The sequence below is a fragment of the Acidimicrobiales bacterium genome, from assembly GCA_035547835.1.
GTDB lineage: Bacteria > Actinomycetota > Acidimicrobiia > Acidimicrobiales > Iamiaceae > DASZTW01.
The window spans coordinates 131910-158305 of sequence record DASZTW010000017.1; the positions used below are offsets into that span (position 1 = coordinate 131910).

General features: G+C 70.4%; 21 protein-coding genes. 6 read left to right on the forward strand and 15 right to left on the reverse strand.

Annotated features, from left to right (window positions below):
• Positions 1–41 precede the first annotated feature (41 nt).
• Genes purQ through VHA73_13320 form a run of 3 tightly spaced genes read right to left on the reverse strand, consistent with a single transcriptional unit; the run spans position 42 to position 2483 of the window.
• Positions 42–719 carry a phosphoribosylformylglycinamidine synthase subunit PurQ gene (gene purQ, locus VHA73_13310; protein HVX19003.1) on the reverse strand — a complete coding sequence of 226 codons (678 nt, stop codon included), beginning with the start codon at positions 717–719 and terminating at the stop codon, positions 42–44.
• Positions 719–985 (reverse strand): phosphoribosylformylglycinamidine synthase subunit PurS, encoded by a 267-nt coding sequence (purS, locus tag VHA73_13315; protein ID HVX19004.1) that lies wholly within the window; start codon positions 983–985, stop codon positions 719–721. The genes purQ and purS overlap by 1 nt, the downstream gene beginning before the upstream one ends.
• Before the next feature lie 43 nt (positions 986–1028).
• Positions 1029–2483 carry a glycosyltransferase family 39 protein gene (locus VHA73_13320; protein ID HVX19005.1) on the reverse strand — a complete coding sequence of 485 codons (1455 nt, stop codon included), beginning with the start codon at positions 2481–2483 and terminating at the stop codon, positions 1029–1031.
• Between the two features lie 181 nt (positions 2484–2664).
• Between VHA73_13320 and VHA73_13325 the strand changes: the two genes are divergently transcribed.
• From VHA73_13325 to VHA73_13340, 4 genes are all read left to right on the forward strand, one after another.
• Complete coding sequence (locus VHA73_13325; GenBank protein ID HVX19006.1) at positions 2665–3351, forward strand: glycosyltransferase family 2 protein; 687 nt, start codon at positions 2665–2667, stop codon at positions 3349–3351.
• Positions 3352–3407: 56 nt separating this feature from the next.
• Positions 3408–5144: a class I SAM-dependent methyltransferase gene (locus VHA73_13330; GenBank protein ID HVX19007.1), complete on the forward strand. Its 1737-nt coding sequence runs from the start codon at positions 3408–3410 to the stop codon at positions 5142–5144.
• A 65-nt stretch (positions 5145–5209) separates the two neighbouring features.
• On the forward strand, positions 5210–6325 hold the full coding sequence (locus VHA73_13335; GenBank protein HVX19008.1) for a fatty acid desaturase: 1116 nt from the start codon (positions 5210–5212) through the stop codon (positions 6323–6325).
• Positions 6318–7328: a class I SAM-dependent methyltransferase gene (locus VHA73_13340; protein ID HVX19009.1), complete on the forward strand. Its 1011-nt coding sequence runs from the start codon at positions 6318–6320 to the stop codon at positions 7326–7328. Before VHA73_13335 ends, VHA73_13340 begins: the two co-directional genes overlap by 8 nt.
• A gap of 4 nt (positions 7329–7332) precedes the next feature.
• On the opposite strand, the gene VHA73_13345 is transcribed toward VHA73_13340, so the two are convergent.
• The 9 genes from VHA73_13345 to VHA73_13385 form a co-directional block, all read right to left on the reverse strand.
• Complete coding sequence (locus VHA73_13345; GenBank protein ID HVX19010.1) at positions 7333–9840, reverse strand: acyltransferase; 2508 nt, start codon at positions 9838–9840, stop codon at positions 7333–7335.
• A gap of 78 nt (positions 9841–9918) precedes the next feature.
• The gene (locus tag VHA73_13350; GenBank protein HVX19011.1) at positions 9919–10779 is read right to left on the reverse strand and encodes a methyltransferase domain-containing protein; all 861 of its coding nucleotides are present in this window, start codon (positions 10777–10779) and stop codon (positions 9919–9921) included.
• Between the two features lie 61 nt (positions 10780–10840).
• The gene (locus VHA73_13355; protein HVX19012.1) at positions 10841–11926 is read right to left on the reverse strand and encodes a hypothetical protein; all 1086 of its coding nucleotides are present in this window, start codon (positions 11924–11926) and stop codon (positions 10841–10843) included.
• Between the two features lie 217 nt (positions 11927–12143).
• Positions 12144–13049, reverse strand: coding sequence for a phosphoribosylaminoimidazolesuccinocarboxamide synthase (locus VHA73_13360; GenBank protein ID HVX19013.1), 906 nt, complete (start codon positions 13047–13049; stop codon positions 12144–12146).
• 145 nt (positions 13050–13194) lie between these two features.
• Positions 13195–15135 (reverse strand): hypothetical protein, encoded by a 1941-nt coding sequence (locus VHA73_13365; GenBank protein HVX19014.1) that lies wholly within the window; start codon positions 15133–15135, stop codon positions 13195–13197.
• A 158-nt stretch (positions 15136–15293) separates the two neighbouring features.
• Entirely contained in the window at positions 15294–16826 is a 1533-nt protein-coding gene (purB, locus tag VHA73_13370; GenBank protein ID HVX19015.1) for an adenylosuccinate lyase, read from the reverse strand.
• A gap of 3 nt (positions 16827–16829) precedes the next feature.
• Entirely contained in the window at positions 16830–17327 is a 498-nt protein-coding gene (gene purE / locus VHA73_13375; GenBank protein HVX19016.1) for a 5-(carboxyamino)imidazole ribonucleotide mutase, read from the reverse strand.
• A gap of 135 nt (positions 17328–17462) precedes the next feature.
• Positions 17463–18722 (reverse strand): phosphoribosylamine--glycine ligase, encoded by a 1260-nt coding sequence (purD, locus tag VHA73_13380; protein ID HVX19017.1) that lies wholly within the window; start codon positions 18720–18722, stop codon positions 17463–17465.
• Positions 18723–18796: 74 nt separating this feature from the next.
• On the reverse strand, positions 18797–20137 hold the full coding sequence (locus tag VHA73_13385; protein HVX19018.1) for an adenylosuccinate synthase: 1341 nt from the start codon (positions 20135–20137) through the stop codon (positions 18797–18799).
• Positions 20138–20278: 141 nt separating this feature from the next.
• On the opposite strand from VHA73_13385, the gene VHA73_13390 reads away from it, so the two are divergent.
• Positions 20279–21319, forward strand: coding sequence for a hypothetical protein (locus VHA73_13390; protein ID HVX19019.1), 1041 nt, complete (start codon positions 20279–20281; stop codon positions 21317–21319).
• A 3-nt stretch (positions 21320–21322) separates the two neighbouring features.
• Here the strand turns inward: VHA73_13390 and VHA73_13395 are convergent, their stop codons facing one another.
• A complete protein-coding gene (locus VHA73_13395; protein ID HVX19020.1) occupies positions 21323–23890 on the reverse strand; it encodes an AAA family ATPase in 2568 nt (855 codons plus the stop codon).
• 151 nt (positions 23891–24041) lie between these two features.
• On the opposite strand from VHA73_13395, the gene VHA73_13400 reads away from it, so the two are divergent.
• Entirely contained in the window at positions 24042–24800 is a 759-nt protein-coding gene (locus VHA73_13400) for a glycosyltransferase family 2 protein (GenBank protein HVX19021.1), read from the forward strand.
• A 273-nt stretch (positions 24801–25073) separates the two neighbouring features.
• Here the strand turns inward: VHA73_13400 and VHA73_13405 are convergent, their stop codons facing one another.
• Positions 25074–25805, reverse strand: a complete 732-nt coding sequence (locus tag VHA73_13405) for a hypothetical protein (GenBank protein ID HVX19022.1) — start codon at positions 25803–25805, stop codon at positions 25074–25076.
• 197 nt (positions 25806–26002) lie between these two features.
• Entirely contained in the window at positions 26003–26395 is a 393-nt protein-coding gene (locus VHA73_13410) for a MerR family transcriptional regulator (GenBank protein ID HVX19023.1), read from the reverse strand.
• Between the last annotated feature and the right edge of the window lies 1 nt (position 26396).

Genomic DNA, 26396 nt, shown 5'->3' on the forward strand with positions numbered 1-26396 from the left:
CGCCGGTCGTGGCGCCCCGCGGGGCGCCCGAAGGCCGGTCGTCAGGCGGCGGCCACCGCGGCCGACTCGACCAGGCCTTGCAGCAGCACGCGGCCGTCGCTCGAGCCGAGCAGGTCGGAGATCGCCCGTTCCGGGTGCGGCATGAGGCCCACGACGTTGCGGCCCTCGTTGCACACTCCGGCGATCGACTCGAGCGAGCCGTTGAGGTTCTCGACGTACGTGAGCACGACGCGGTCGTTCGCGCGCAGCTCAGCCAGCGTCTCGGGCGAGCAGGTGTAGTTGCCCTCGAAGTGGTTGATCGGCACCCGCAGCTCTTGGCCCACACGAGCGGCCGAAGTGAGCACCGAGTTGGTGGACTCGACCCGCAAGGTCGCGGTCGTGCAAAGGAACTTCAGCCCCGCGTTCTTCTGGAGCGCGCCGGGAAGCAACCCGGCTTCGGTGAGGACTTGGAAGCCGTTGCAGATCCCGACGACCGGCCCGCCGGCCGCAGCGAACTCGGCGACGGCGCCCATGATCGGCGAGAACCGGGCGATGGCGCCGGGGCGCAGGTAGTCGCCGTGTGCGAACCCACCGGGGACGATCACGGCGTCGTAGCCCGCGAGCGACGAGTCGCCGTGCCACACGATGTCGGCCGTGCCACCGAGCGCCTGCACCCCTTCGACCGCGTCGAGTTCGCAGTTGGAGCCCGGGAACAGCACGACCCCGATGTGGGCAGCCATCAGACGGAGGCCGTCGGTGCGGCTTCGATGCGCACGGCGCTGTCTTCGAGGACGGGGTTCGACAAGAACCGGTGGCACAAGTCGTCGACTTCCGACCGGGCAGCGGCCTCGTCGTCGGCCTCGATCCGGAAGCGGATCAGCTTGCCGACCTGCACGCCTCGCACGCCGGGGAACCCCAAGGTGGGCAACGATCGCTCGATCGTGCTCCCTTCGGGATCGGCGATGCCCTCGCGCAACGTCACCTCGACTTGGACCGAGAAGATCACGATCCCATCGTGACACACGCGCCGGCGACGCCGGCGCAGGCAGTCAGGCGGCGGGGGCGGCGAAGCGCTGGCGCAGGGCTTCCACCGCTTTGGCCACCAGCGGCGCCGCCAGCAGCAAGAAGAACGGCTCGAGCCACGAGCGGTACCGGATGTTCGCCGGCAGCAGGAACACCAGCAGCGGGTACGTGGAGATCGGTATCAACCACACCGCCCACGGCACCCGTCGGCGCTCTTCGCGGCACACGACCGCGCCGGCGATCGCCAGCACGTACATGATCCACGACGAGTAGATCGCCAGCCGCAGCAGCGACTTCGGGTACGGGACCGATGGCCGGATGTGCATGGCGAAGTCGCCGCCGTCGAGGTCGAAGAGGCGCTGCGTGTTCCAGAAGCCGGCTTTGATCAGCCAATCCGGGTGTTTGCGGATGAGGTGCAAGCTCTCGCTGGTGAGACGCTTGCTGGCCTTCGTCTCCGACGCGTGCTCGTGGTAGAGGTCGGTCACGATCTTGTTCATGGCGGGGTCGTCCCACGGGTCGCGCCACCCGGCCGGGAAGCGCTTGTCGTTCATCGACGTGGTGTTGAACGTGCCGGCCAAGCCGATGCCCGAACTGTTGGTGGTGGGGATGAACGCGTGCATCTTCACGGCGTTGCGCACGGTCCACGGCACGACCATCGCGGCGGCGAGGACGATCACGAGCACGGGCGTGAGGATCGACTTCTTGTCGAACTGGGGGCGGCGCAACGTGCCGTCGGGCCCAGCCGTCCACACCAACCACGCCACTGGCAACAAGGCGAAGAAGCCGGTCTCGCGCGTGAGGATGGCCAGCCCCACCAGGATCCCTGCGAGGGCCGGCCATCGCCAGCCGCGCGGTTTGCGGCGATGTTGGAGCGCGGCCGCCACCGACCCGAGCATCAACATCACCAGCAACGGTTCGAGCTGGAGCGACGAGCCGATCAGGATGAGCGTCGGATAGACCGCGGCCATGGCCATGGCGATCAACCCGAGCCGTCGATTCCATATCTGCGCGGCGATGATCCCGATCAAGGCGATGATGACGGTGCCGAACAACGCGTTCTCGAGGCGGCCCATGGTCCAGCTGTGGGTTCCGACGACCGCGTAGACCGCGGCAAGGGCCACTGGGTAACCGGGCGCGCGCAGCGCGGTCTGCTGGTGAAGTGACTCGACGTTCGGCGGCACGATCGCGTAGCCGTAGTTGTGGTGGTCGACAAGTGAGGACGCCGTGTAGTCGAACTGCTGGGCATCGGTGTGGGGCACGTAGGTCTTGCGGGTGTGCAGCACCACTCCGGTGCGCAGCCCGAGACCCACGAGCAGGACGAGCACGACGAGCGCCCAGCCGAGCCGTGTGGCCGGCAGCACCGGCTCCCTGGCGACCCGCGCCGGTTGGCCCACGTCGTCTCGCGCGTCTGGCCGCGCGCTTTCCATCACCTCGCTCGACACCGTGCCCCCCACGTCATCCCGCTCTTCGAGATCCCGCACCTCGGGTTCCCGCCACTGGTCCCCGCCGCCGTCTCGGTTGGGTGTTGCCGCTGTCGGGTTCTCACCGCTCGCTGGCACGAGGGGGCAGCATAGCAATGGGGTCATTCGGGACAGGGAGGCCGTGGCTCTCGGAGGCGCCGAGGTGTCGGAGTAGCCGTGCGTCACCTACGATGCGCCCCCCATGGACTTGACCATCGTCATGCCGGTCTTCAACGAGGAGGCCACGATCGTCGAGGCGGCGGAGCGGGCGCTCGATGCCGGCCTACCGGCGTCCGAGCTGGAGCTGGTGATCGTCGACGATGGCTCGAGCGATCGCACGGTCGAGCAGCTGCGCGCGCACTCATGGCCGTCGAACGTGCAGATCATCGAGCTCGGCGAGAACCACGGCAAGGGTTACGCGGTGCGCAAGGGCGCCGAGCGCGCCAACGGGCGCTACGTCGCCGTGCTCGATGCCGACTTCGAGTACGACCCGCGCGACTTCGCCAAGATGCTCCCGGCGTTGGAACAAGACGACGTCGACGCCGTGATCGGCACGCGCCTGTGGCAGGCGCACACCGCGTTCGGTTACTGGTACGTCATCGGCAACAAGGTCATCAACACGATCTGCAACGCGCTGTACAACACGTACCTGTCCGACTTCGGCGCCTGCCTGAAGGTGGTGCCCACCGAGCTGTTCCGCGAGCTCGATCTGCGCGAGAACGGCTTCGGGTTCGACGCCGAACTGGTCGCCCGATTGCTCCGCCGCAAGGCCAAGATCTACGAGGTGCCGGTCCACTACCGCGCGCGGCGCCGCGAAGAGGGCAAGAAGATCAACGCGATGGACGGCGTCAAGATCCTGGGCGTCTTCATCCGCTGCCGCGTTCGTTGAGCACCGGATCGTTGAGCACCGCACTTCCCCCCTGCCCCGCTTGCGGCTCCGACCGTGTGCGTCGCGCGTTCCGCCGCCACCACCCGTCGTTCGTGCGCTGCCGCGAGTGCAAGAGCCTCTTCGACCGGGAGCCACCGACTGCGGGTGAGATGGCCGCGATCTACGAAGGCAGGGACTACTACGTCAAGGCGCCGGCAGCGGCCGGCGGTGAGTCCACGGCAGGCGCCACGAACGGCGAGCAGCCTTCTCAACACGACGGTCATGTGCACGGCTACTCGTCGGACTACTTGGCCGACCGGGCCTACATCGAGGCCAAGTTCGACCGCGTGCTCGGCCACTTGGAGCGCTACGTGTCGCCCGGCCGGTTGCTCGACATCGGTGCCGGCCCCGGGTTCCTGCTGGCCGTCGCGAAGCGGCGCGGTTGGGATGCGGTCGGCCTCGACCTCAACGAGTGGGCCGTGCAGTACGGCCGCGGCGAGCTCGGCGTCGACCTCCGGCTCGGCGCGCTCGGCCCCGACTCGTTCCCCGGGGAGCAGTTCGACGCCGTCACGATGATGGATCTGGTGGAGCACGTGCCGTCGTCGGAGGACTTGCTCCGCGACGTGGCGCGCGTCGTTCGGCCCGGCGGTGCGGTGGCGCTGCTGACACCCGACGCCGGCGCGCGGGTCAGCCGGTCCCTGGGCCACCGCTGGCCCGAGGTGGTCCCCGGCGAGCACGCCGTGCTGTTCTCCGTCGACGGCCTCGGCCGGGCGCTCGCCCGCCACGGCTTCACGGCGAGCGGCTGGCACACGGTCGGCAAGGAAGCCCCGGTCGCGACGCTGCTCGCCGACGCGGCCCCGGCCGCGCCGGGCTGGGTGCACCGGGTGCGCGACTTCGTGGCGCATCGCTCCCTCGGCGAGCGGGTGGTCGATGTCGACCCGCACACCAAGTTCTGCTTGTACGCCCGTCGCTTGCCAGCCACCACCCGCCCGCCCGAGCACCGGCCGGTGCGGGTCCCGAAACGTCCCGACGAGCTGGCGCACATCGACGAAGCGATCGTCGACGAGCTCGGCGCCATGGCCGACGCGCCCCGCTTGATCCAGTGGGGCTTCGACGCGTTCGGCGAGTGGGTACCCGGCGCGAAGGTGCTCGAGGTTGGCGCCGGAATCGGCACGTTCACGTCGATGATGCTCGACGCGGGTGCCATTTCGGTGATCGCGATGGAGCCCGAGCCACGCTGCGCCGACGTGCTCGATCGCACCTTCGCCGACGAGCCCCGGGTGACCGTCACCCGTGACGGCCTCCCTGACGCGCCGAGCCTGGCGGGCACCGACGGCACTTTCGACTTGGTGGTGTGCCACAACGTGCTGGAGCACATCGCCGACGACCTCGGCGCGCTGCAGGCCATGGCGCGGGCGTTGCGGCCCGGTGGCCGCCTGTCGCTGCTCGTGCCCTCGCAGACCGGGCTGTTCGGCCCGCTCGACGATGCCTACGGCCACTGGCGCCGCTACGACCGCGATCAGCTGGCCGGCCTGGTGGCCGACGCCGGCTTCGAGGTCGAGTCGATCCGGGCCCAGAACACCCTCGGGGTCGCCGGCTGGTGGACCAAGAACCTGCGCCCCGGCGCCCGCATCGGCGCGGCGTCGTTCAAGGCGTACGAGATCCTCGTGAAGGCCTGGCGCCCGATGGAAGAGCGACTGCATCCCAGAGCAGGCCTGAGCCTGGTGGTCACCGGCGTGAAACCGCCCGATTCCCCCGCCGGCGAAGCCGGCGCACCAGCCGGTGAGGCCGGCGCCCCCGCCGACAAAGGCTGAGCTGCCGGGCAGGCAATCCGCCCATCGAGGTCGAAATCTCCTCCGATCCGGAGGGGATCGGGCGTATGGGACCTCACAACGCAGCTGTCGCACCTGACGATGTCGACCAGACCGCGGCGCTCGCCGCGGACGCGGCCGACGACGGGTTCGGCGACCGTCTCGACGGCCACCCCACCGACATCCCCGAGGTGCCGATGGTGGTCTACCGGCGCACGCTACTGCCCCCCGAACGGGTGCGGGAGCTGAGCCGCCGCCGGCCGTGGCGTGTCGTGGCCGACACGGCGCTGTGCTGGGCCATCATCGTCGCCGCCTGGCTGGCCGCCGCGGCGATCGGGACGTGGTGGGCGATCCTGCTGGCCGTGCTGGTGGTCGGCAACCGCTACTACAGCTTGTTCATCATCGGCCACGACGGGATGCACCGCCGGTTGTTCGCCGACATGGGCCGCAACGACCTGTTCACCGACGTGTTCGTGCTGGCCCCGATCTTGTCGATCACGCACCTCAACAACCGCAACCACATGCGGCACCACCAGATGCTGGGCAGCGAGGCCGACCCCGACCGCCACAAGCACGCCTGCTTCAACAAGGCCGACCTGCTCGGCCTGATCGGCTACCTCACCGGTGGGAGCCTGGCCGTCAACGTGTTCCACGTGTTCGTCGGGCAGCGGAGCAGCAAGGGCAAAGCCGCGCCGGCCACGGCCGCAACCGCGGCTCCGAGCGGTGCGGGTTCCAAGCGTGAGCGGTATCGCGTGCGCGACCTCGTGGTGCTGGTGGCCTGCCAGGCTGTCCTCATCACCGGCCTCACGTTGCTGTTCGGGTGGTGGGGCTACCTCGTCATGTGGTGGGTGCCGGTCTTCGCGTTCGCGTTGATGGCCGACAACCTCCGCACGTTCGCCGAGCACTCGCACGCCGAGTCCGATGCGGCCGCCGATCGGCACCGGCTGATCACCAACACGCCGAGCCGGATCGAGCGGTGTGTCCTGTCGCCGATGAACATGAACTTCCACGCGGCGCACCACTTGTGGCCGTCGATCCCCTACTACAACCTCGCCATCGCCGACGCGGAGATGCGCACGGCCGACGGAGCCGACGCGATCACCTGGCGGGGCTCGTACCTCGCCCACGTGTGGCGCTACGCGAAGGCATTGCCGCTCCCCGAGTGCCGCCAGGCTCATGCCTGACGTGCTCGACCGGCAGACCCCACCCGAGATCGCCGCGTCGGGCGCGCCCACGATCGCGACGGTCGACATCCCCGAGTGCGATGTGTGCGGCGCCACGATCTCGACCCCGATCGCGACGGGCTTCGACTACGAGCTGATCACATGCACCAACCAGTGGCGCTACGTCCGCTGCGACGAGTGCAGCCACGTGTGGATCAACCCTCGACCGGCTCCCGACACGCTGCCGACGATCTATCCCGACACGTACTACTCGTACCACTACGACGACATCTCGCCGATCTTGCGCAAGGGCAAGGAGGCGATGGACTCCTTGAAGATCGGCAAGATCCTGAAGGTCGCCGGCGGGCTTCCCGAGCGGTACCTCGACGTCGGCTGCGGCGACGGGCGCTACTTGCGCACCCTCGCCCGGCGCGGCGTGCCCGCGTCGGGCCTGTTCGGCCTCGAGCTCGACGAGACCACCGTCGAACGTCTCCGCGAGCAGGGCTTCGGCGCGTACTGCGAGCGGGTGGAGACCACCGAACGCTTCCCGGACGGCTCGCTCGACCTCGTCACCATGTTCCACGTCATCGAGCACGTCGCCTCGCCCGCCGTGGTGGTCGACCGGCTCACGGCGATGTTGCGGCCGGGCGGCGTGTTGGCGCTGGAGACGCCCAACATCGACAGCCTCGACGCCCGTCTGTTCCACGACGGCCGCTGGGGCGGCTACCACATCCCGCGCCACTGGCACCTGTTCAACCCCGAGACGCTCCGCAAGCTCCTCGAAGAGCGTGGCCTCGAGGTCCAGACGGTCCGCTACCAGACCGGGCACTCGTTTTGGATGTACTCGCTGCACCACGCGCTGCGCTACAAGGAACGGCCACGCCCCGGCCTGGCCAAGCTGTTCGACCCGCTGAGCTCGACCGTGCCGCTGATCGCGTTCACCGGCTTCGACCAGGCCCGTTCCAAAGTGGGCGCCAAGACCTCGGCGATGCTGTTCATCGCCCGCAAGCCGACGAACCCGTAGCGGGTCAGGTCGGCGCCGGCACCCGCAGCGGCGCGAACCACGCTCGTTCGCGCGTGGCGGTGCGCACCACCGCGCGGCAGAAGTCGAACGCCCACACGATCACGGTCGCCGCCGGCAAGAACAGCAGCATCTCGATCGGCGCACGCATCTGCATGCCGCCGAGCGCGACCAGACCGCCGAGGCCGATCAGCACCGGCGTGATCGCCACGGCCCACGTGACCATGCGTCGCTCCCGTCCGCGCGTGATCACGATCGTGACGAGCCCGAGCAGCACCAGCACGTAGAACCCGATCACGCTGCCGTTGACGAGGCGATGTGGAACCGTGCCGGCCGCGCCGACGACCTGCGAGTAGTGGCCGAAGTCGAGCTCGAGCAGCCGCTCGCCGTTGCGGGCGACGGTCTTGATGGTCTTCTTCTTGTGGTGGATGGCGAACTGACGAGCGGCCGACCACAGCTGGGAGTCGAGCACGGCCGGGTTGGTGGGCGCGTCCTTGGCGAACTGCGCGGCCATCTCCGGGGCGGCGGCCGGTGTGGTCCACGCAAGAGGCGACTGGGGGTTCTTCGACGTGGCCGAGTTGTACTGGCCCGCCAGGGTGTAGCCGGCGCTGGCCTGGATCGGCACGAACTGGTGGTACGTGCGCTGGTTGCGGATCGTCCACGGCGCCACCACCACGATGGCCGCGAGCACCACGGCGCCCACTTGGCGCAGTCGTCGCGCGCTCGTCTTTGTCGACCACCAGGCCACCACCATGACGGTGACCCCCACCACCGCCATCGTCTGTTGGGTGAGCGCGGCGAGACCGACGAAGACGCCGGCCAGCGCGAACCCCCCGACCGGATGCCGCCACGACGGGGCCGCCAACGCGGCCCACAGCGCCAGCGCCACGAACAGCAGCGCCATCGGCATGGGGCTGAGCGTGTACGACGACACCAGCATCGACGGGAACACGGCGGCCAGGCCGAGCACCACGAGCGCCGGTCGTCGCCCGACGAGGCGCAGCGCCACCGCACCGATGGCGGCCACGGCGGCGACGCTGATCACCGCAGTGGTGAGGCGCCCGACGGTCACCCCGGTGCCGAACACCCGGTACACCAGCGACAGCACGGTCGGATAGGCGGGCCCCCGCAACGCGGACAGTCCAGGCGCGCCCGGCACCACCCCGAACCCGTGGCCGTGCGCCAGCGAGGTGGCGATGCGCTGGAAGTCGGCCGCATCGCCGTCGAGCGCAAACCGGTGGCGGGTGCCGAGCACCATGGCGAACCGCACCACCGCGGCCGCCACCAACACGCCCGCCACTGCCAAGCGGTACGTGCTGGCGCGCAGCGCCTCGAGCAGCCGCCCGCCGTAATCGGGCACCGCGCGAGGCACCAGGCTGCTCCACGAGATCTCCTGGCGGTGCAGCCGCGACCGGAGGCTGCGCAAGGGCTCTTCGAGCGTGCGGTACGTGATCTCGGTGAGCACGACGGTGATCACGAGAGCGAGCAGCAGGCCACGGATGCCCCAGATGTGCCAACGCAGCACGGCGGTGGCGGCCAGCACGTGCCACAAGTACCCCGAGTACGAACGCTGACCGATGGCCACCATCAGCTTGCTCGACAAGACCCCGCCCATCGACCACGTGCGGGTGGCGGCCGCGCCCACGATCAGCGCGGTGGCGGCCGAGGCGATGAAGTGCCCGTAGCGACCGTTGAAGTTCGACCCGTGGATCACGAAGGTGATCGCGATCAGCGCGGTGCCGATCCAGCCCGCCGGCTTCGCCCAGCGCACCGGGAGACCCCAGCGGTGGCGGACGACCGCCAGCGCGCAACCGAGCAGCAGCGAGTCAGCCCGCGCGTCGGTGGCGTGGTACCACCAGTTGTAATCACCGGCGTGGCCGACCAGCGATGCCCGCCAGATGGCCGACACCAGCGCCAGCACCACCAGCAGCGTCACGACCCGGATCGGCTTCCACGCCCGGCGGACGAGGAACACGAGGCTCATCGGCCACAACAGGTAGAACTGCTCTTCGACCGAGAGCGTCCACACGTGCTCCATGCCGTTGGCGACCACGTGGTTCGACGCGAACAGGTAGTTGAAGAGGTAGACGGCCGCTGCCACCACCGAGAGCAGCTCGGTGCGCAACGAGATGCCGACGCCCACCGCCCAGATCACGTGCACGGTCAAGAACACCGCGAGCACCGGCAACAGCCGCAGCGCGCGCCGCGAGTAGAAGCTCCGGAAGCTGACGCGCCCGGTCCGCTGGTGCTCTTGGAGCAACAGCGCGGTGATCAAGAAGCCGCTGAGCCCGAAGAAGACATCGACGCCGACGGACCCGGCCTCGAGCCACGGCGTCGGACGCGGCCAGCGGTACACCGTGCCCCAATGGACCCACGCGATGAGCACGAGCGCGAGGCCTCGGATGCCGTCGAGTGCAGGTATGAAGGTGAGGCGTTCCGCCAACCAGCCGCGACGAACTGCGGTCTGCCAGGCCCCAGATCCTGGCAGGGTGGTCTCGCCCTGGGTGTCTGACACGACCGAATCCCCTCCGAACTGGCCGCATGGGTGGGTGGGTGCGCTGCTACGAACTCAGATGGGTGCGCTGCTACGTGCTCAAAAGCGCCGATGTGTCAGGTAGGCGCGATGCGGGTGCCCGCCCCGAGTGGTGTCCCGCGCCACCATCCACGTCAACGACTTCCGACCGAGCTCGCGAACCGGCCCCCGTCGAGCAGGCGCGGCCCCCAGCGCTTCCCCCGGTCGCAACAAGAAGAATGGTGAAACCTCGTCGATGTCAAACCCGCCGACCTTGAGCAGTTGACGCAAGCCCGGCTCGCTGGCCAGCCACCACTGGAAGTCGACCCCTTCGCCGCGCAGCTCGAACAGCGGGCGGCCCCGCCGCGCCAAGGCCTGCACCGGCGCGTGCACGAAGTCGACGCACAGGAACTGGCCGTCGGGCTTGACCACCTTGCGCACCGCGTCGAGCGCCCGCACCGGGTCGCGAAGGTGCACGAGCAGGCTGCCGAGGATCACGACGTCGAACGTGCCGTGCGCTTCGGGGTCGAGGTCGTACACGTTGCCGCCGCGCCACTCGACCTTGGAGTCGAGCAGCCGGTGGATGAGCTGGAAGCCCGCCTGCCGGGGCTGCTGGTCGGAGTGGAACGGGTCGAAGCCTTCCTGGGCCCGCACTTCTGGCGGGTAATCGATGCCCGACAGGTCGGGCACGTCGAGCGCCACGACCTCGGCCGCGCCACGCCGTTCCATCTCGAAGGCGTAGAAGCCATCCCACGTGCCGATGTCGAGGCAGCGCTTGCCCTGCACGTCGGGGAAGGGCATCAGCGGCAGGGCGTGCCGCAGGTCGAACCAGCCCTTGGTGGCCTCCCCTTGGGCGACGTCGATCGAGTGGTAGTAGAGGAGCTCGTCGAGTTGCTTGCGAAGCTCGGCGCGCGACATCTGCTCGGCAGGGACTTGGCTCACAGGGCCGGCATCGTACCCCACCCGTTCTGGGCTGCTTTTTACGCGCCCCAACGCGTAGTTCTCAGCCCAGAACGGGGAGGGGGGTCGGCGCTCCGCAGGACGCGGTGACGTAGCAGGCGAGGGGCGGCTCGGCGTCGACCATGCCCTGCATCACCCGCGGGCCCACGTTGCCGGCGATGCGGGCTGTTTGGGTCAGCAGTTCGATGGGGCTGACGTGCGGCATCGTGCCGGGCAGGCACGGCTGTTGCAACCGCACCCGCGCCAGGTCGGCCGGCTCGCCGGGGTGGCGGAACGCGTCGAGGGCGATGGCGTACGCGGTGGGCGACGCCGGGATCAGCAGGTGGTCCGACAAGTCGGTGGCGCACACGTCTTGGATCGCCACGTTGGTCACGTTCGGGCCGGGCGGCAGCACCGACAACGAGCCGTCGACGTCCGGCGTCACGACGTCGTCGACGCGGGTGTAGATGGCCGTGTACGCGATGCCAGGGAAGGTCTGCGCCCGGGAGTTGAGGGCCGCCATGAACTTGGACCCGATCGCTTGCTGCCACCCGGCCGGGATGCACGATCCGGGTACGCACAGCCCGGTGGCCACCGCCGATCCCTTGTTGTTGAGCGGCGCCAGGCCCACCAGCGACGCGACCATCGGCCGGATGTCGGGCCACCACCGCAGCGCCCACCGAGGCAAGGTGCTGGCGCCCTGGCTCCACCCGAACAGGATCACCTTGCGGTGCGTCGCCGACCGGATGACCCGCACGGCGTTCACGACGTACTCAGCGGCCACCTGGATGTCGCCGTCAGTGTGGTTCGGCACGGTCACCGTGCAATACGGCATGTGCTCGGCCGTCAGCGCCTGCTCGTAGTTCCAGGCGAACGCCTCGTCGGGATCGACGGTGGTGCCCGGGATCATCAACACGACGTCGCGGGTGACGGCCGACAGGTTGGCCGGGCAGCGCAGCGACGCGTCGAGGTCGCGCTGGGGCACCTGCAACGCCGGGCCCGGTTGGTCGAGCGGCGCGTAGCCGCCACTCGCCGCGACGGTCGAGGGCGTCGCGCCCGCACCCGTGGCCGGCGCAACGGCGAGCCCGGCCACCAGCAGCCCGACCGCGAGCGGGCCGGACACGAACCGGAACCAACCCTTCCATGGCATTGGTCGCCCTTGTCGGACTCGTCGCAGTCGTGGCAGTCGTGGCAGTCGTCCCATGGGAGACATCTTCGCCGCGCCGCCCTCCCCCACCCCGTTCTGGGCTGCGTTTTACGCGCCCCAACGCGTAATTCTCAGCCCAGAACGGGCCGGGGCCGGGCCCAGAACGGGCGGGGGACGGGGATCCGCCCAGAACGGGCCGGGGCCGGGAGGGGGCGGGTGGTCAGGCGGTGACGCCCGGCCAGTCGGTGAAGCGACGGCCGGTGATCAGCTCGTAGGCCTCGCGGTAGCGATTGCTGGTGGCGGCGACGACCTCGTCGGGCAACGGTGGCGGCGGCGGGGTCTTGTCCCAGTCGAGGCCATCGAGGTAGTCGCGCACGGGCTGCTTGTCGAAGCTCGGCGGCGTGATGCCCGGCTTCCACTCGTCGGCGGGCCAGAACCGTGACGAGTCGGGGGTGAGGACCTCGTCGCACAGGATCAGCTGGCCGTCGAGCAGGCCGAGCTCGAACTTGGTGTCGGCGATGATCACGCCCCGCTCGGCCGCCAGCTCGGCACCTCTGCGGTAGATCTCGAGCGAGATGTCACGCGCCTTGGTGGCCAGCTCGGCGCCGACGCGGTCGGCGGCTTCTTCGAACGTGATGTTGATGTCGTGGTCGCCGTCATCGGCCTTGGTCGACGGCGTGAACACCGGCTCGGGCAGTTGCGACGACTCGAGCAGCCCCTCGGGCAGCTTGGTGCCGTGCATCGTGCCGTCCGCCTTGTACTCCTTCCAGGCCGAGCCGGTGAGGTAGCCCCGCACGATGCACTCGATCGACAGCATCTCAGCCTTGTGGCACAGCATCACCCGTCCCGCCAGCTCGGGGAGCTGCGCGGCGGACGGTACGTCGGCGAGGTCGGTGGAGATCAGGTGACTGCCGACCAGGTCGCGGAAGTGCTCGAACCAGAACGCAGAGATGGCGGTGAGGACCCGGCCCTTGTGCTCGATCGGTTCGGCCATCACGACGTCGAAGGCGGAGATGCGATCGGACGTCACCAGCAACAGCCGCCCCTCCCCTGCGTCGTACATGTCGCGGACCTTGCCGGAGTAGACGTGGGGCAAGTCGATGGGGAATGCGGGCTGTCGCGTCATTGAGGCGACCTTAGAGCGCGCCCACCGCACCCGGAGCCGACTTTCGCAGCCAGCCACCAGGACCGACCGGCCACGACCCCGTTCCGCGCGAGGTTTCCGACCGCCACGGTGGGATTCTGCGCGCAGAAAGTCGGGGGGCGCCGGTTCAGACGGCGGAGTCGCCGCGGTCGGGGTCCGGCACGGAGTGGAGCAGTGCGCGTTGGCTGTTCAGGCGTTCGATCTCGTCGAGCACCCGGCGCACCGCACGATCGAGCGCCCGCACGTACTGCTCGGTCACCGTGTCGACCTGGTCGCGGGCGCGGCGACCCATGGCGGCGACTTCGTCGACGAGGTTCTCGATCTTCTGGCGATCGGTGCGGGCCTGGTCGCTGAACTGACCGAGCTGATCGGCGTGGCGTTCGAGGTGTTCCTGGAGGTGGCCGACCAGCCGCGCCGAGCCGTCGGGGGCGCTCGCGCGAACAGCCTCCATCCGGCGCAGTTCGGCGGCGAGCAGCTCCCCCACCCGACCCGCCACCTCTGCCGCCGTCGGGAGCAGTGGCGCGGTTGCTGCCGCGATCGCGTCAGGGTCGAGGCGCTCGCCGACCGCCGACGCCAGCTCCCGCCCGACCTGCTCGGCCACCCGGCCCGCCACCGAGTCGGCCAAGACCTCGGGCGCCGGGGTCGAACGTTGCCCGTCGCGGACGATGTCGCCAACCTGCTCGATGGCCGTGCGGAGCTCGCTCGTCGAGGCCGCACCAGCCGAGGCCAACCCAGGGACGCGCTCGGTGAAGACCGACGCTACTGCCGACCTCACGGCCTCGCGGTCCACCAGGCGGTCTCGCAGTGCGCTCGTCACCTGCGTCGTCACGTCCGCGGCCAGGGCAACTGGGTCCGGTGGAGCGGGAGCGGGCGCCGCGATCGCCTGCATCAGGGGAGAGTCGTCCGGGAGGGAGATCTCGAGCGGCAGCTCGCTCAGCCGATCGATGACCCGATCGGCCACCGCCCGCGCTGCCGCGTCGGGGTCCGGCGACGGCTGCGCCGCCAACAACTCACCGACCTGGCCCGTCACCAGGTCGGCCGTGGCCTGCGCCATCGCGCTCGGGTCCGGATCGGGCCGACCGTCCAACACCGCCCGCAACCGCTCCCCAACCCCATCAGCCACCGCCTGCGCCGCCGCATTCGCAACCGCGATCGGCCGCGCCCCGAACTCCTCGCGCAACCGCTCCGCCACCCCGGCGGCAACCGCCTCCGTCGTCGCGTTCGTGTCCGAAACGAGCTGGTCGTGCAGCCGGTCGGCTACGAGGGCGGCCACCTCCTGAGCCGCTGCGTCGGCGGCATCCGGGCGGTCCGCGAAGCGAGCGGCCACCTCCGCGGCCAGGAGATGGTGGTCGACCTGCGGCGTCGGGACGACCGGCGCGGGCCTCGCCGACACTGCCTGTTCGATCGTCGGACGCAGGCGGCCGGCGACGAGGTCCGCGAGGCGGTCGAGGTCGACGGTGCGGATCGCCGGCCCCCCGCCCGACCCGACGGGGAGGCGGACCAGCCCGGTTCCGGCCGGGTCGGCGCCATCGGGCTCGGACGGCGGGACGAGCTCGGGCGGGGCGGGCGGAAGCGGGCGGCCACCCGCCACGTCAGCTGCCGCGACCTCTTCGGGCGACGATCCCGGAAACACGAACACGGGTGGCGAGCCGGCGTCGACCCGGAGGATCGGCTGGTCGTCGCGACCCGGGACCCACAGCTCGATGCGGGCCCACTCGTCGCGTTGATCGACCGCCGCGCGCACCGCCTCAGCCGCGGGAACGGCCTCGGCCGGCTCAGGGGTCGAACCGAATCGCTCGTAGGCCACGGTCTCGAGTCGCTCGCCGCCGTACGGGCCGAAGAAGCGCTCGACCGAGTCATCGGCCCCTGCCTGCGCCAGCCGAGCCAGCGCCGCCCCCACCACCTGGCCCGCGCCAGGGTCGACGCTCGCTCCCGGAGCGGCTTCGGCTGCGTGAAGGATCCGCTCCAGCAGGTCCGCGCTTGCACCGTCGAACAGGTCGTAGTCCACCCGCAACTCCCGTCCGGCGCCGGCCGGCCACCCGTCCGTGGCCGCCGCGCGCACAGGCATCGATCCTACCTCTCGGCGCCCCGTCCCCTCGGGAGGGCGTCCCGCCAGCGAGACCCTTCCCGGCGCTGCCCACCCCGGGGAACCCGCCACCCCAAGCGCGCACCACACCGGGGTGGGGCCGCGCGGCCGGTCGGACACCCGACCTGCCGGACCGCTGGCTACAGGATGGGTTCTGGGTGGTAGCGCGCGGCGGCGGGATCGGAGGCCACCACCTCTTGCACTCGGCGCACGAACGCGTCGACCTGGCGGGCCGCGGTCCCCACGAACGACAGGGGCTCGCCGACCGCGGCGTCGAGCTGCTCGCTGCTGAGCCCGAGCCGGTCGTCGGCCGCAAGGCGGTCGAGCAGGTCGTTGTGCTCGAGACCCTGCTCCCGCATCTCGAGCGCCACCGCCACGGCGTGCTCCTTGATGACCTCGTGCGCCGTCTCCCGCCCCACTCCGTTGCGAACGGCGGCCATCAAGATCTTGGTGGTGGTGAGGAACGGCAGGTAGCGGCGCAGCTCACGGTCGACCACCGCGGGGTAGGCCCCGAACTCGCCGAGCACCGTCAGCAGCGTCTCGAACAGACCGTCGGCGGCGAGGAACGCGTCGGGCAGGGCCACCCGGCGCACGACCGAGCAGCTGACGTCGCCCTCGTTCCACTGGTCGCCCGCGAGCTGCGCCACCATCGCCAAGTGGCCGCGCAGCACCACCGACAGGCCACAGATCCGTTCCGTCGAGCGGCTGTTCATCTTGTGCGGCATGGCCGACGACCCGACCTGCCCTTTGGCGAACCCCTCGGTCACGAGCTCCTGCCCGGCCATGAGACGCACGGTCGTGGCGAAGCTGGTGGGGCCGGCGGCGGCCTGGACGAGCGCCGACACGACGTCGAGGTCGAGCGACCGCGGGTACACCTGGCCGACGTTGTCGAGCGAGTGGGCGAAGCCGAGGTGGCGGGCCACGGCCTCCTCGAGCGCGTCGACCTTCTCCGGGGTGCCGAGCAGATCGAGCATGTCCTGCTGGGTGCCGACAGGGCCTTTGATGCCCCGCAATGGGTAGCGGGCGATCAGCTCGTCGACCCGCGCGAGCGCCTGCAGGAGCTCCTCGCCGCCGTTGGCGAAGCGCTTGCCCAGCGTGGTGGCCTGTGCCGGCACGTTGTGGCTGCGACCGGTGAGCACGAGCGCCCGGTGCTCGGCAGCCAGCTCGCCGAATCGGGCGAGCGCGGTGACCATCCGCCGGCGGATGAGCTGGAGCGACGCGCGCACCTGGAGTTGCTCCACGTTCTCCGTCAGGTCGCGCGAGGTCATCCCCTTGTGGATGTGCTCGTGGCCGGCGAGCGCGGAGAACTCCTCGATCCGGGCCTTCACGTCATGGCGGGTGACCCGCTCCCGAACCGCGATCGAAGCGAGGTCGACCTGGTCGACCACGGCCTCGTACGCCTCGACCACCCCGTCGGGCACGTCAACCCCGAGCTCCCGTTGCGCCCGCAACACCGCCAGCCACAGCTGCCGCTCCAGCACCACCTTGCGGGCCGGCGACCACACCTCGACCATCGGTGTGCTGGCGTAACGAGCCGCCAACACGTTGGGCAGCCCCGGCTTGCCCGACGCGGGCTGGGCCGGATCCGTTGCGGCGGCCCCCGCGGCAGCAGTGGACTGGTCCGGATCCGTTGCGGCGGCCCCCGCGGCAGCAGCGGACTGGTCACCGGCCATGTGTCAGCTCCCCGCCGCCTTGTCCTCGGCGCGGTCGTTGGCCGCCAGGACGGCAGCAGCGTTGGCGGCGCGGTCGTCGGCAAGCTTCTGGGCCAGGCCCGTGTCGGTGATGGCGAGCATCTGCACGACGAGCAGCGCGGCGTTCATCGACCCGTCGATCGCCACCGTCGCGACGGGGATGCCCTTGGGCATCTGCACGGTCGCATAGAGGGCGTCGACTCCGTTGAGCCCGCCACCCGACAGCGGCACACCCACCACCGGGAGCGTCGTGTGTGCGGCGACCACGCCGGCCAGGTGGGCTGCCATGCCGGCGCCGCAGATGAAGGCGACGTAGCCCTCGTCGCGTGCCGACGACACCAGGTCGACCACCTCGTGCGGCGTGCGATGGGCGGACAGCACCCGCACGTCGGCATCGAGGCCGAACTTGTCGAGCGTGTCGACTGCGGGCTGCATCTTCGCCCGATCGTTGGGCGAACCCATGAGCACCGCGACTTTGGTCATGCCTCAAGTGTCGCAGGTCCCCACCCCCTCCCCCACACCCGACCCCCCAGCCCACCACTTCTGCACGAATCGGTGAACGGCGGGCGGTGAACGGCGGGCGGTGAACGGCGGGCGGGGCGGTGGTGGCGGGGCGGCCTACAAGGCGGCGATGTCGGAGCGGTGGTGCATGCCGGGCCAGCTCACACGGCTGACCGCGTCGTAGGCACGCTCGCGCGCCGCTTCGACCGTCTCGCCGAAGCCGGTCACGTCGAGGACGCGGCCACCGGTGGTGATGATGCGGTCCTTGTCGTCGACGCCGACCCCGGCGGCGTAGACCTGTACGTCGGGCAGGGGCCACACATCGTCGAGGCCTTCGATCACGTCGCCGGTCGACGGCGCGGCAGGGTAGCCGTCGCACGCGCAGACGACCGTGACCGCACACCGGTCGCCGAACAGCGGCGCGGGCACCTCCGTGAGATCGCCGTCGGCCGCCGCGGCGAGCAACTCGGCGAGGTCGGACCGCAACCGGGGCAGCACCACCTGCGCCTCGGGGTCCCCGAAGCGGACGTTGTACTCGAGCACCTTCGGGCCGTCCGGCGTGAGCATCAACCCGGCGTACAGCACACCGCGGTAGTCGATCCCCTTCGCCCGGAGGCAGGCCAGCGTTGGCTCGACCGCCTCGGCCATGACCTGCTCCACGACCTCCGGGGTGGCCACCGGGACGGGCGAGTACGCGCCCATGCCGCCGGTGTTGGGGCCGGTGTCGCCGTCGCCGGCCCGCTTGAAGTCCTGCGCGGGCGCGAGCGCCACGGCACGGGTGCCGTCGCAGACGGCGAGCAGCGACACTTCGGGACCCGACAAACCCTCCTCGATCACCACGGTGCGGCCGGCGTCGCCGAACGCGCCGCCCGACAACTTGTCGCGCACATCGTCTTCGGCTTCCCCCAGCCAGGCGGTGACCAGCACCCCCTTGCCGGCAGCCAACCCGTCGGTCTTGACGACCCACGGGCCTGGCAGCGACCGGAGGTACTCGAGCGCGGGCTCGACCTCGGAGAAGGTGCCGTGGCGCGCCGTCGGCACGCCGGCTTCCACCAGCAGGTCCTTCATGAACGACTTGGAGCCTTCGAGGCGGGCGCCGTCGGCGCCGGGACCGAACACCCGCTTGCCCTGGTTGCGGAGCCGATCGGCCAGCCCGTCGACGAGCGGCAGCTCCGGGCCGATCACGAACAGGTCGGCGTCGAGCTTTTCGGGCTCCTCGGTCGAGCCGGTGATGCGCTCGGCGCCCGGCCCGCGCACCATGCCGGGGTTGCCGGGTGCGACGACCACGTCGGCGGTGCGTGACAACACCCGCGCCAGCGCGTGCTCCCGCCCCCCGCTCCCGACGACGACGACCTTCATCGCGGTCATCGCGGTCATCGCGGTCCCCCCCTGCTGCTCGACATCGGACACTCCCCAGACATCGTGATCACCTTGCTCCGCGCGCCTTGGTCTCAGGCCCTGCGATGGAAGTACTGGTCGCGGCCGGGGCCAACCCCGACCAGCGTGACCGGCACGCCGACTTGGCGCTCGAGGAAGTCGAGATAGGCCACGGCAGCCGCCGGCAGGTCGTGCAGCTCACGAACCCCGGACAGCTCCGTCTGCCAGCCTGCCAGCTCCTCGTACACCGGTACCGCGCGGTGCAGGTCGGACTGGTGATACGGCAACTGATCGACCCGTTGCCCGTCGATCTCGTACGCCACGCACACCTTCACGGTTGGCAGCGCGTCGAGCACGTCGAGCTTGGTGACCGCCAGCTCCGACAGCGAGTTCAGGCGCACTGCGTGACGCAACATCACCGCGTCGAGCCAACCTGGTCGGCGGCGGCGGCCGGTGACCACCCCGTACTCGTGACCGACTTCCACCAAGTGGTCGCCGACCGCGAGGTCCTCGTCGGAACAGCCCTCGGGGTCGACGCCGCCGATGGCCTCGGTCGAGATCGGCAACTCGGTGGGGAACGGGCCGGTGCCCACGCGGGTGACATACGCCTTGGCCACGCCGATCACCCGGTCGATGTAGCGCGGGCCGATGCCGGCGCCGATGCACGCGCCGCCGGCGATCGGGTTCGACGACGTCACGAACGGATACGTGCCTTGGTCGAGGTCGAGGAACGTGGCCTGCGCGCCTTCGAGCAGGACGTGTTGGCCGGCTTCGAGCGAGTCGTGCACCAGCCCGACGCTGTCGCCGATGTGGGCCGCCAACCGGGGGGCGCACTCGTCGAGGTACTCGGCGCAGATCTCGTCGAGGTCGAGGGGCAGCTGGTTGTACAGCTTGGCCAGCACCGCGTTCTTCTCGCGCAGCGCGGCGTCGAGCTTCACCCGGAAGATCTTGGGGTCGAGCAGGTCCTGCACCCGCAGCCCGACCCGGGCCGCCTTGTCGGCATAGGCCGGGCCGATGCCCTTCTTGGTGGTGCCCAACCGGTTGCGCCCGAGGCGTCGCTCGGTGAGCCGGTCGAGCTCCTGGTGGTACGGCAGGATCAGGTGCGCGTTGCCGCTGACCCGCAGCTTGTCGCCGTCGATCCGGACGCCCTTGTGCTGCAAGGCGTCGATCTCGCTGATCAGGAACCGGGGATCGACCACCACGCCGTTGCCGATGACGCAGGTGATGTGGTCGTACAAGATCCCCGAAGGCACCAGTTGGAGTGCGAAGGTCTCGCCGTCGACCACGATCGTGTGGCCTGCGTTGTGCCCGCCCTGATAGCGGACGACGAGGTGCATCTCTTTGGCGACGAGGTCGGTGAACTTGCCCTTGCCCTCGTCGCCCCATTGGGTGCCGACGACGACGGTCGCAGGCACGAGCACTCCTTTTGCTGAGGATGGAACGGATCGATGCTAGTGCCCGGCCCACCGGCGCCGGCCAGTCGCACCGCCGACGCTGCCGGGCGGCCTGCCCGCCCCGAAAGGTGACCGTCGGACCTTGTGTCAAGATCTCCGGCCATGCCGACCGGGCACCCAGGCGCCGCTCCCGAGCGCACGCCGCGCGCGCTCGTGCTGTGCGGCGATTGGGGGCTCGACAGCTGTGGCGTGGGCAGCTCCGAAGCCGCCATGGTTCGCGGCTTCGTGCCCGAACCCGAGATCGTCGACCCCAACGGGCCCCGCGGCGAGTCCCGCCGCAGGATCCGCCAGGCCGCCAGAGCCGGTCGACCGATCGTGGTCGTGTACCCGTCGGAGTCGACCGTGGCCCACGCCGGGCCGATGCTCGTGTTCATGGCGGCCGCTCTGGCGCGCCACTCCGACCTCCGTGTCCACCTGCACGAGTACCGCCTGTACAACGAGCTGCGCCGGGTCCTCGACCTCATCACGACCGTTGGGCGGGCACGCGTCGTCGTCTCGACACAGGGCGAAGCCGCCGTGCTGCGCGCCAGCCCCGGCGCCAGGCTGCATCGCATCGCGATCGACGTGATCCCGCCGGCCAACGCGGCGACGCCGCTGGAGACCGGCCCCGCCGCGGTGTCGGCCACCGCCACCGGGGTCGTGGGGGTGTTCGGCTTCCACCGACCCGACAAGGGCATCCAGCTCACGATCGACGTGCTCCGCGAGCTGCCCCCCGCGTTCCACCAGCTCCACACCCTCGGCCTGGGTTGGGAGTCCGCCGGCTGGCCCGCCGACATCCGCGACCGGTTCACGATCGTCGACAAAGGCCCCTGCGCCACGCCCGACCTGCCCGGCCCGCTGTCGGAGTGGCAGCTGGCGGTCGCTTCGTTCGCCATCGGGGCCACCGACGGGCGCAACAGCCTGCGCAGCCCCCTCTCCCACGGCATCCCGACCCTGACCACGGTGGCCGATCCCGCCGACCTCACCTTGCGCCCGGACCACCTCGTGGTGGTCGACGACCTGGCGTCGAGCGTGGCGCGCGCGGTCGAGATCAGCGGTGACGAGCAGGAGCGCCGCGACGGCGCGGCCTACGTGCACGACTTCGAGCGTCGCGCGCGGGCCGAGCTGTGCGACGCGCTGCTCGGCCCGCCGGTCAGGCGCTGACCATCAGGCGCTGACCGACTCGGCCGGCTGGCCGGACGGGCCGGACGCACGGACGGCCAACTCGGGCCGCGCGTCCGCGTCCTTGACCACCTCGACGGTGACCGCCTGGCCATCAGTGACCCGGCCTTCGAGCAGCTCGACCGCAAGGCGGTCGATGAGCTCGCGCTGGATGACCCGCTTCAGCGGTCGGGCACCGAACGCCTCGTCGTAGCCCTCCTCGGCGATCAGCTCCAGCGCCTCGGGCGTGACGTCGAGGTCGATGCGCCGGTCGGCGAGCCGCTTGCGCAGGCCTTCGAGCTGGATGCTCACGATGTGGCCGAGGTCGTCGCGAGTCAGCGCACGGAACCGGATGATGTCGTCGATCCGGTTGATGAACTCGGGCTTGAAGAAGTCCCGCGGGTCACCCGGCAAGTTCGACGTCATGATCAAGACGGTGTTGGTGAAGTCGACCGTGCGCCCCTGGCCGTCGGTCAGGCGACCGTCGTCGAGCAGCTGCAACAAGATGTTGAAGACGTCGGCGTGGGCCTTTTCGACTTCATCGAGCAGGATCACCGCGTACGGCCGGCGGCGGATCGCTTCGGTGAGCTGGCCGCCTTCCTCGTAGCCCACATAGCCCGGGGGCGCGCCCACCAGGCGCGACACCGAGTGCTTCTCCATGTACTCGCTCATGTCGATGCGGACCATGGCCCGCTCGTCGTCGAACAAGAAGTCGGCGAGCGCCCGGGCCAGCTCGGTCTTGCCCACACCGGTGGGGCCGAGGAACAGGAACGACCCGATCGGGCGGTGCGGATCGGACAGCCCGGCGCGGCTGCGGCGGATGGCGCTGGCGACCGCGCGGACCGCTTCGTCCTGGCCCACCACACGCTCGTGCAGCACGTCTTCCATGCGGACGAGCTTGTCGATCTCGCCTTCCATCAGGCGCGACACCGGCACGCCGGTCCACTTGCTGACGACCTCGGCGACATCTTCCTCGTCGACCTCTTCCTTCAGCATCTTCTCGTCGGCCTGGAGCTCGTCGAGGCGCGCGGTGGCGTCGTCGACCTGGCGCTCCAGCTCCGGGATCTGGCCGTAGCGGATCTCGGCCGCCTTCTCGAGGTCGGGCTCGCGCTCGAGCTCACCTCGCTTGGTCTCCAACGTCTCTTTGAGCTCGCGGATCGACGCGATGGCGTCCTTCTCGTTGGTCCAGTGCGCCTTCATCGCGGTGGTCTGCTCGTTCAGGTCGCCGAGCTCCTTGTCGAGCGCGGCGAGCCGCTCGGCCGATGCTTCGTCGGTCTCCTTGGCGAGCGCCACCCGCTCGATCTCGAGCTGGCGGATGCGCCGCTCGACCACGTCGATCTCGGTGGGCAACGAGTCGATCTCGATGCGGAGCTTCGACGCGGCTTCGTCGACGAGGTCGATGGCCTTGTCGGGCAGGAAGCGACCCGTGAGGTAGCGGTCCGACAGCACCGCGGCCGCCACGAGCGCGGCGTCCTGGATGCGCACGCCGTGGTGGACCTCGTAGCGCTCCTTGAGCCCGCGCAGGATCGCGATCGTGTCCTCGACGGATGGCTGCTCCACGTAGACGGGTTGGAAGCGCCGCTCGAGCGCGGCGTCGGTCTCGATGTGCTGGCGGTACTCGTCGAGCGTCGTGGCACCGATCAGGCGCAGCTCGCCCCGAGCCAGCATCGGCTTGATCATGTTGCCGGCGTCCATCGACCCTTCGGCCTTGCCGGCACCGACGATCGTATGCAGCTCGTCGATGAAGGTGATGACCTCGCCCTCGGCGTCGGTGATCTCCTTGAGGACCGCCTTGAGTCGCTCCTCGAACTCGCCCCGGTACTTCGCGCCGGCGATGAGCGCACCCATGTCGAGGCTGATGATCCGCTTGTGCTTGAGGCCTTCGGGCACGTCGCCCTCGACGATGCGGCGGGCGAGACCCTCGACGATGGCGGTCTTGCCCACGCCCGGCTCGCCGATCAGCACCGGGTTGTTCTTGGTGCGCCGGCTGAGGACCTGGATCGTGCGACGGATCTCCTCGTCGCGCCCGATGACCGGGTCGAGCTTGCCGGCGCGGGCCGCTTCGGTGAGGTCGCGGCCGTACTTCTCGAGCGCCTGGAAGGTGGACTCGGGGTCCTGGCTCGTCACGCGGTGGCTGCCGCGCACCTCGCGCAAGGCGCCGAGCAGCTGCTCCCGCGTGAGGCCGCCGAGCCGGTCGGGCACGGTGCCGTCGGCCGACATGGCTGCCAGGCCGAGCAGCAGGTGCTCGGTCGACAGGTACTCGTCACGCAACTCCTCGCGGGCCTTGTCAGCGGACTCGAACACCGACTGGAGCGCACGGCTCATCCGGGGATCGCCACCGCCGTGGGCGCGCGGCAGCTTGGACACGGCCTCGTCGGCCGCGTTGCGCACGCTCAGAGGCTGGCGCCCCACTGCCTCGAGCAGGGGGATGACCACGCCTTCGGGCTGGCGGACAAGGGCCGCGAGCAGGTGGTCGGGGGTGAGCTCGGGGTTGGCGTTGGTGCGCGCCGAATCGATCGCGGCGTTCACCGCCTCCGTCGTCTTCAGCGTCCACCGGTTCGGGTCCAAGGCCATGACCCAAGGGTACGACCCACCCGCAAACTTGACAACCAGACCATCAGGTTTTCTCACTCCCTGGCCGCAGGTCCACCCCCCGAACCCCCAGGACGTGGTCGGGCGAGGGCGGGCGCCATTGCGCGGGTCGGGGCCGTAGGATCCCCAAGCCATGGCCGCCCACTTCAACCGCCTGAGCCTGGTCTTCCCGGCCTGGAACGAAGAAGCGATGCTGGGCCGCACCGTGGCCGCCGCCACCGACATCGGCGAGCGGCTGGTGTCCGACGGCAACGTGGCGAACTACGAGATCGTGCTCGTCGACGACGGGTCGACCGACGCGACCCCGAAGTTGATCGACGACTTCGCGGCCGCCGACCCACACGTTCGCCCCGTGCGCCACGAACGCAACCGCGGCCTCGGCGCCAGCATCCGCAGCGGGTTCGCGGCGGCCACCGGCGACGTGGTCCTGTACACCGACGCCGACCTACCGTTCGACCTCCTCGAGCTCCACAAGGCCCTCCGGCTGCTGCGCGTGTACGACGCCGACATCGTGTCGATGTACCGCCTCGACCGCACCGGCGAAGGCCCCAAACGGTTCGTGTTCAGCCACATCTACAACTTCCTGATCCGCTACTCGCTCGGGCTGCGCGTCCGCGACGTGAACTTCGCCGGGAAGGTGATCCGGCGCGACGTCCTCGACCACCTCGACCTGCAGAGCGAAGGCTCGTTCCTCGACGCGGAGCTGATGGGCAAGGCCGAGCGCCTCGGCTTCACCATCGTCCAGTTCGGCGTCGACTACTTCCCCCGCACGCGCGGCACGTCGACCCTGGCTGGTACGAACGTGATCGTCGGCATGCTCCGCGACCTCGCCCGCTGGCGGCGCCGCCTCCGCCAGATCGAGCCACTCCCCGGCGGCCACCGACGCTCCTGAGCGACCCATGGCGGGACACGTCGATCACCTCGGCCACGGGGAACCCCGGTCGCCGACGGACGGACTCGGCATCCCTGCGCAGTGCGCATCTCCCCCGCCGCACGCCCACCCGCGACGCGCGGCACGCGGCCGCGATGGTCATCGTTCAGCCAGTTGCAGCCAGCCGGGAGGCTGCGAGGGACCACACGATGCAGAGCACCGACACCGAGTCGCATGGACGCACGTCCGAGGACTCAGCCGAGAACTTCCGCAGGAGTGAACAGCCGGCGCGGCTCAGGTCGCGCTGGCGTGTGCCGCGACGACCTCGGCGCACCGCTCGACGAACTCGCCGAGCTCCGCCTCGTCCAAGCCGCCCAACACCCGCCCCATGGCACGATTGGTGGCGTCCTCGGCGCCGGCCCACGCGTCGCCGAGCGCCCGGACGTCGGGCAGCTCGGCCCAGCCGAACAAGGCGGCCATGTGCGGCGAGTTCACCGCCAGCGCCTCGACCGGCAAGAGCCCCGCGGCCAACACCGCGCCGCCGTGGAGCGACAAGCGCAGCTCGCGCAAGGCGTTCAAGTGGTGCAGCGTGGCGGCCTTCGGCGCGTCGGGCACCTCCAAGTGTCGCCACCCGCCGAAGATCGGCGACGACGCGGGGTTGGCCGTGGTGACGATCTTGGCGGTGAGCTCGGCGAGCCGGGCGTAGTCGGGGCCGTCCGGCAGGTGCGCCTCGGCCCAGGTCTCGCACGACTTGGCCCACTCGATGGCGGCCTTCTCCGACGACATCACGTCGACGCTGGCGTCCCACGCGGCGCGGATGTGGCCCGGGTTGAAGAACACGAACGCGGCCGCCACCACGTCGGCATCGCAAGGCCCGAGCACCGCGCCCCGGCCGGCCACGTAGTAGTTGGCGCCCTCGAAACCCAACTCGGTGCCGTGGGCATACGTCGCGGCGTCCAACATGAAATGCGACGGCATCGCGACGACCGCGTCGCGGGTGGCTTCGGCAGCGGCTGTTGGAGTCATGACGTCCCCTCGTCGACGACCTCGTGCTTCACCGGCGCGGAGAAGCCGCGCCCGGCCCGGGCGACACTAGTGCCCGTCCCCGCCCGCTCCCCCCCAACCCCCCACCGTGCTGTGAGCACTCAGCCACCCACCAGGTGGTCAAGTGCTCACACCGCAAGGAGGGGTGGGCAACTGCTGACGCCACAAGGGGCGGTGGGTCAGCGGGACGCGCGGCGCGACTTGCCCTCGAACAGGACCACGGCCTGGTGCAGCGGGACGAGATCGCGCCGGTACCGGTCGTGCGCGGCCGCCACGTCGGCTGCGGCCTGCTCGCGCAACCGGGCGACCTCAGCGTGCAGCCGCTCCACCTGCGCCTCGAGCTCGAGCACGCGCTTCACGCCGGCCAAGTTGAGGCCCTCGTTCGTGAGCTCCTGGATGCGGTGGAGCATCTGGATGTCGGCGTCGGAGTAGCGCCGCGATCCGCCCCCGGTCCGGGCCGGGTCGACCAGTCCCTTGCGCTCATAGATCCGCAACGTCTGCGGGTGGACCCCAGCCAGCTCCGCGGCGACGGAGATCACGTAGACGGCATCGGTGGATCGGCGGGCGGCCACG

What these genes read in the sequence shown, in the direction of transcription:
- VHA73_13335 (HVX19008.1), top strand. Translation starts at nt 5,210, where the DNA reads ATGGGACCTCACAACGCAGCTGTCGCACCTGACGATGTCGACCAGACC.
- VHA73_13365 (HVX19014.1), bottom strand. Translation starts at nt 15,135, where the DNA reads ATGCCTGTGCGCGCGGCGGCCACGGACGGGTGGCCGGCCGGCGCCGGA.
- VHA73_13405 (HVX19022.1), bottom strand. Translation starts at nt 25,805, where the DNA reads ATGACTCCAACAGCCGCTGCCGAAGCCACCCGCGACGCGGTCGTCGCG.
- VHA73_13395 (HVX19020.1), bottom strand. Translation starts at nt 23,890, where the DNA reads ATGGCCTTGGACCCGAACCGGTGGACGCTGAAGACGACGGAGGCGGTG.
- VHA73_13355 (HVX19012.1), bottom strand. Translation starts at nt 11,926, where the DNA reads ATGCCATGGAAGGGTTGGTTCCGGTTCGTGTCCGGCCCGCTCGCGGTC.
- purD (HVX19017.1), bottom strand. Translation starts at nt 18,722, where the DNA reads ATGACCGCGATGACCGCGATGAAGGTCGTCGTCGTCGGGAGCGGGGGG.
- VHA73_13340 (HVX19009.1), top strand. Translation starts at nt 6,318, where the DNA reads ATGCCTGACGTGCTCGACCGGCAGACCCCACCCGAGATCGCCGCGTCG.
- purB (HVX19015.1), bottom strand. Translation starts at nt 16,826, where the DNA reads ATGGCCGGTGACCAGTCCGCTGCTGCCGCGGGGGCCGCCGCAACGGAT.
- VHA73_13390 (HVX19019.1), top strand. Translation starts at nt 20,279, where the DNA reads ATGCCGACCGGGCACCCAGGCGCCGCTCCCGAGCGCACGCCGCGCGCG.
- purQ (HVX19003.1), bottom strand. Translation starts at nt 719, where the DNA reads ATGGCTGCCCACATCGGGGTCGTGCTGTTCCCGGGCTCCAACTGCGAA.
- VHA73_13400 (HVX19021.1), top strand. Translation starts at nt 24,042, where the DNA reads ATGGCCGCCCACTTCAACCGCCTGAGCCTGGTCTTCCCGGCCTGGAAC.
- VHA73_13360 (HVX19013.1), bottom strand. Translation starts at nt 13,049, where the DNA reads ATGACGCGACAGCCCGCATTCCCCATCGACTTGCCCCACGTCTACTCC.
- purE (HVX19016.1), bottom strand. Translation starts at nt 17,327, where the DNA reads ATGACCAAAGTCGCGGTGCTCATGGGTTCGCCCAACGATCGGGCGAAG.
- VHA73_13325 (HVX19006.1), top strand. Translation starts at nt 2,665, where the DNA reads ATGGACTTGACCATCGTCATGCCGGTCTTCAACGAGGAGGCCACGATC.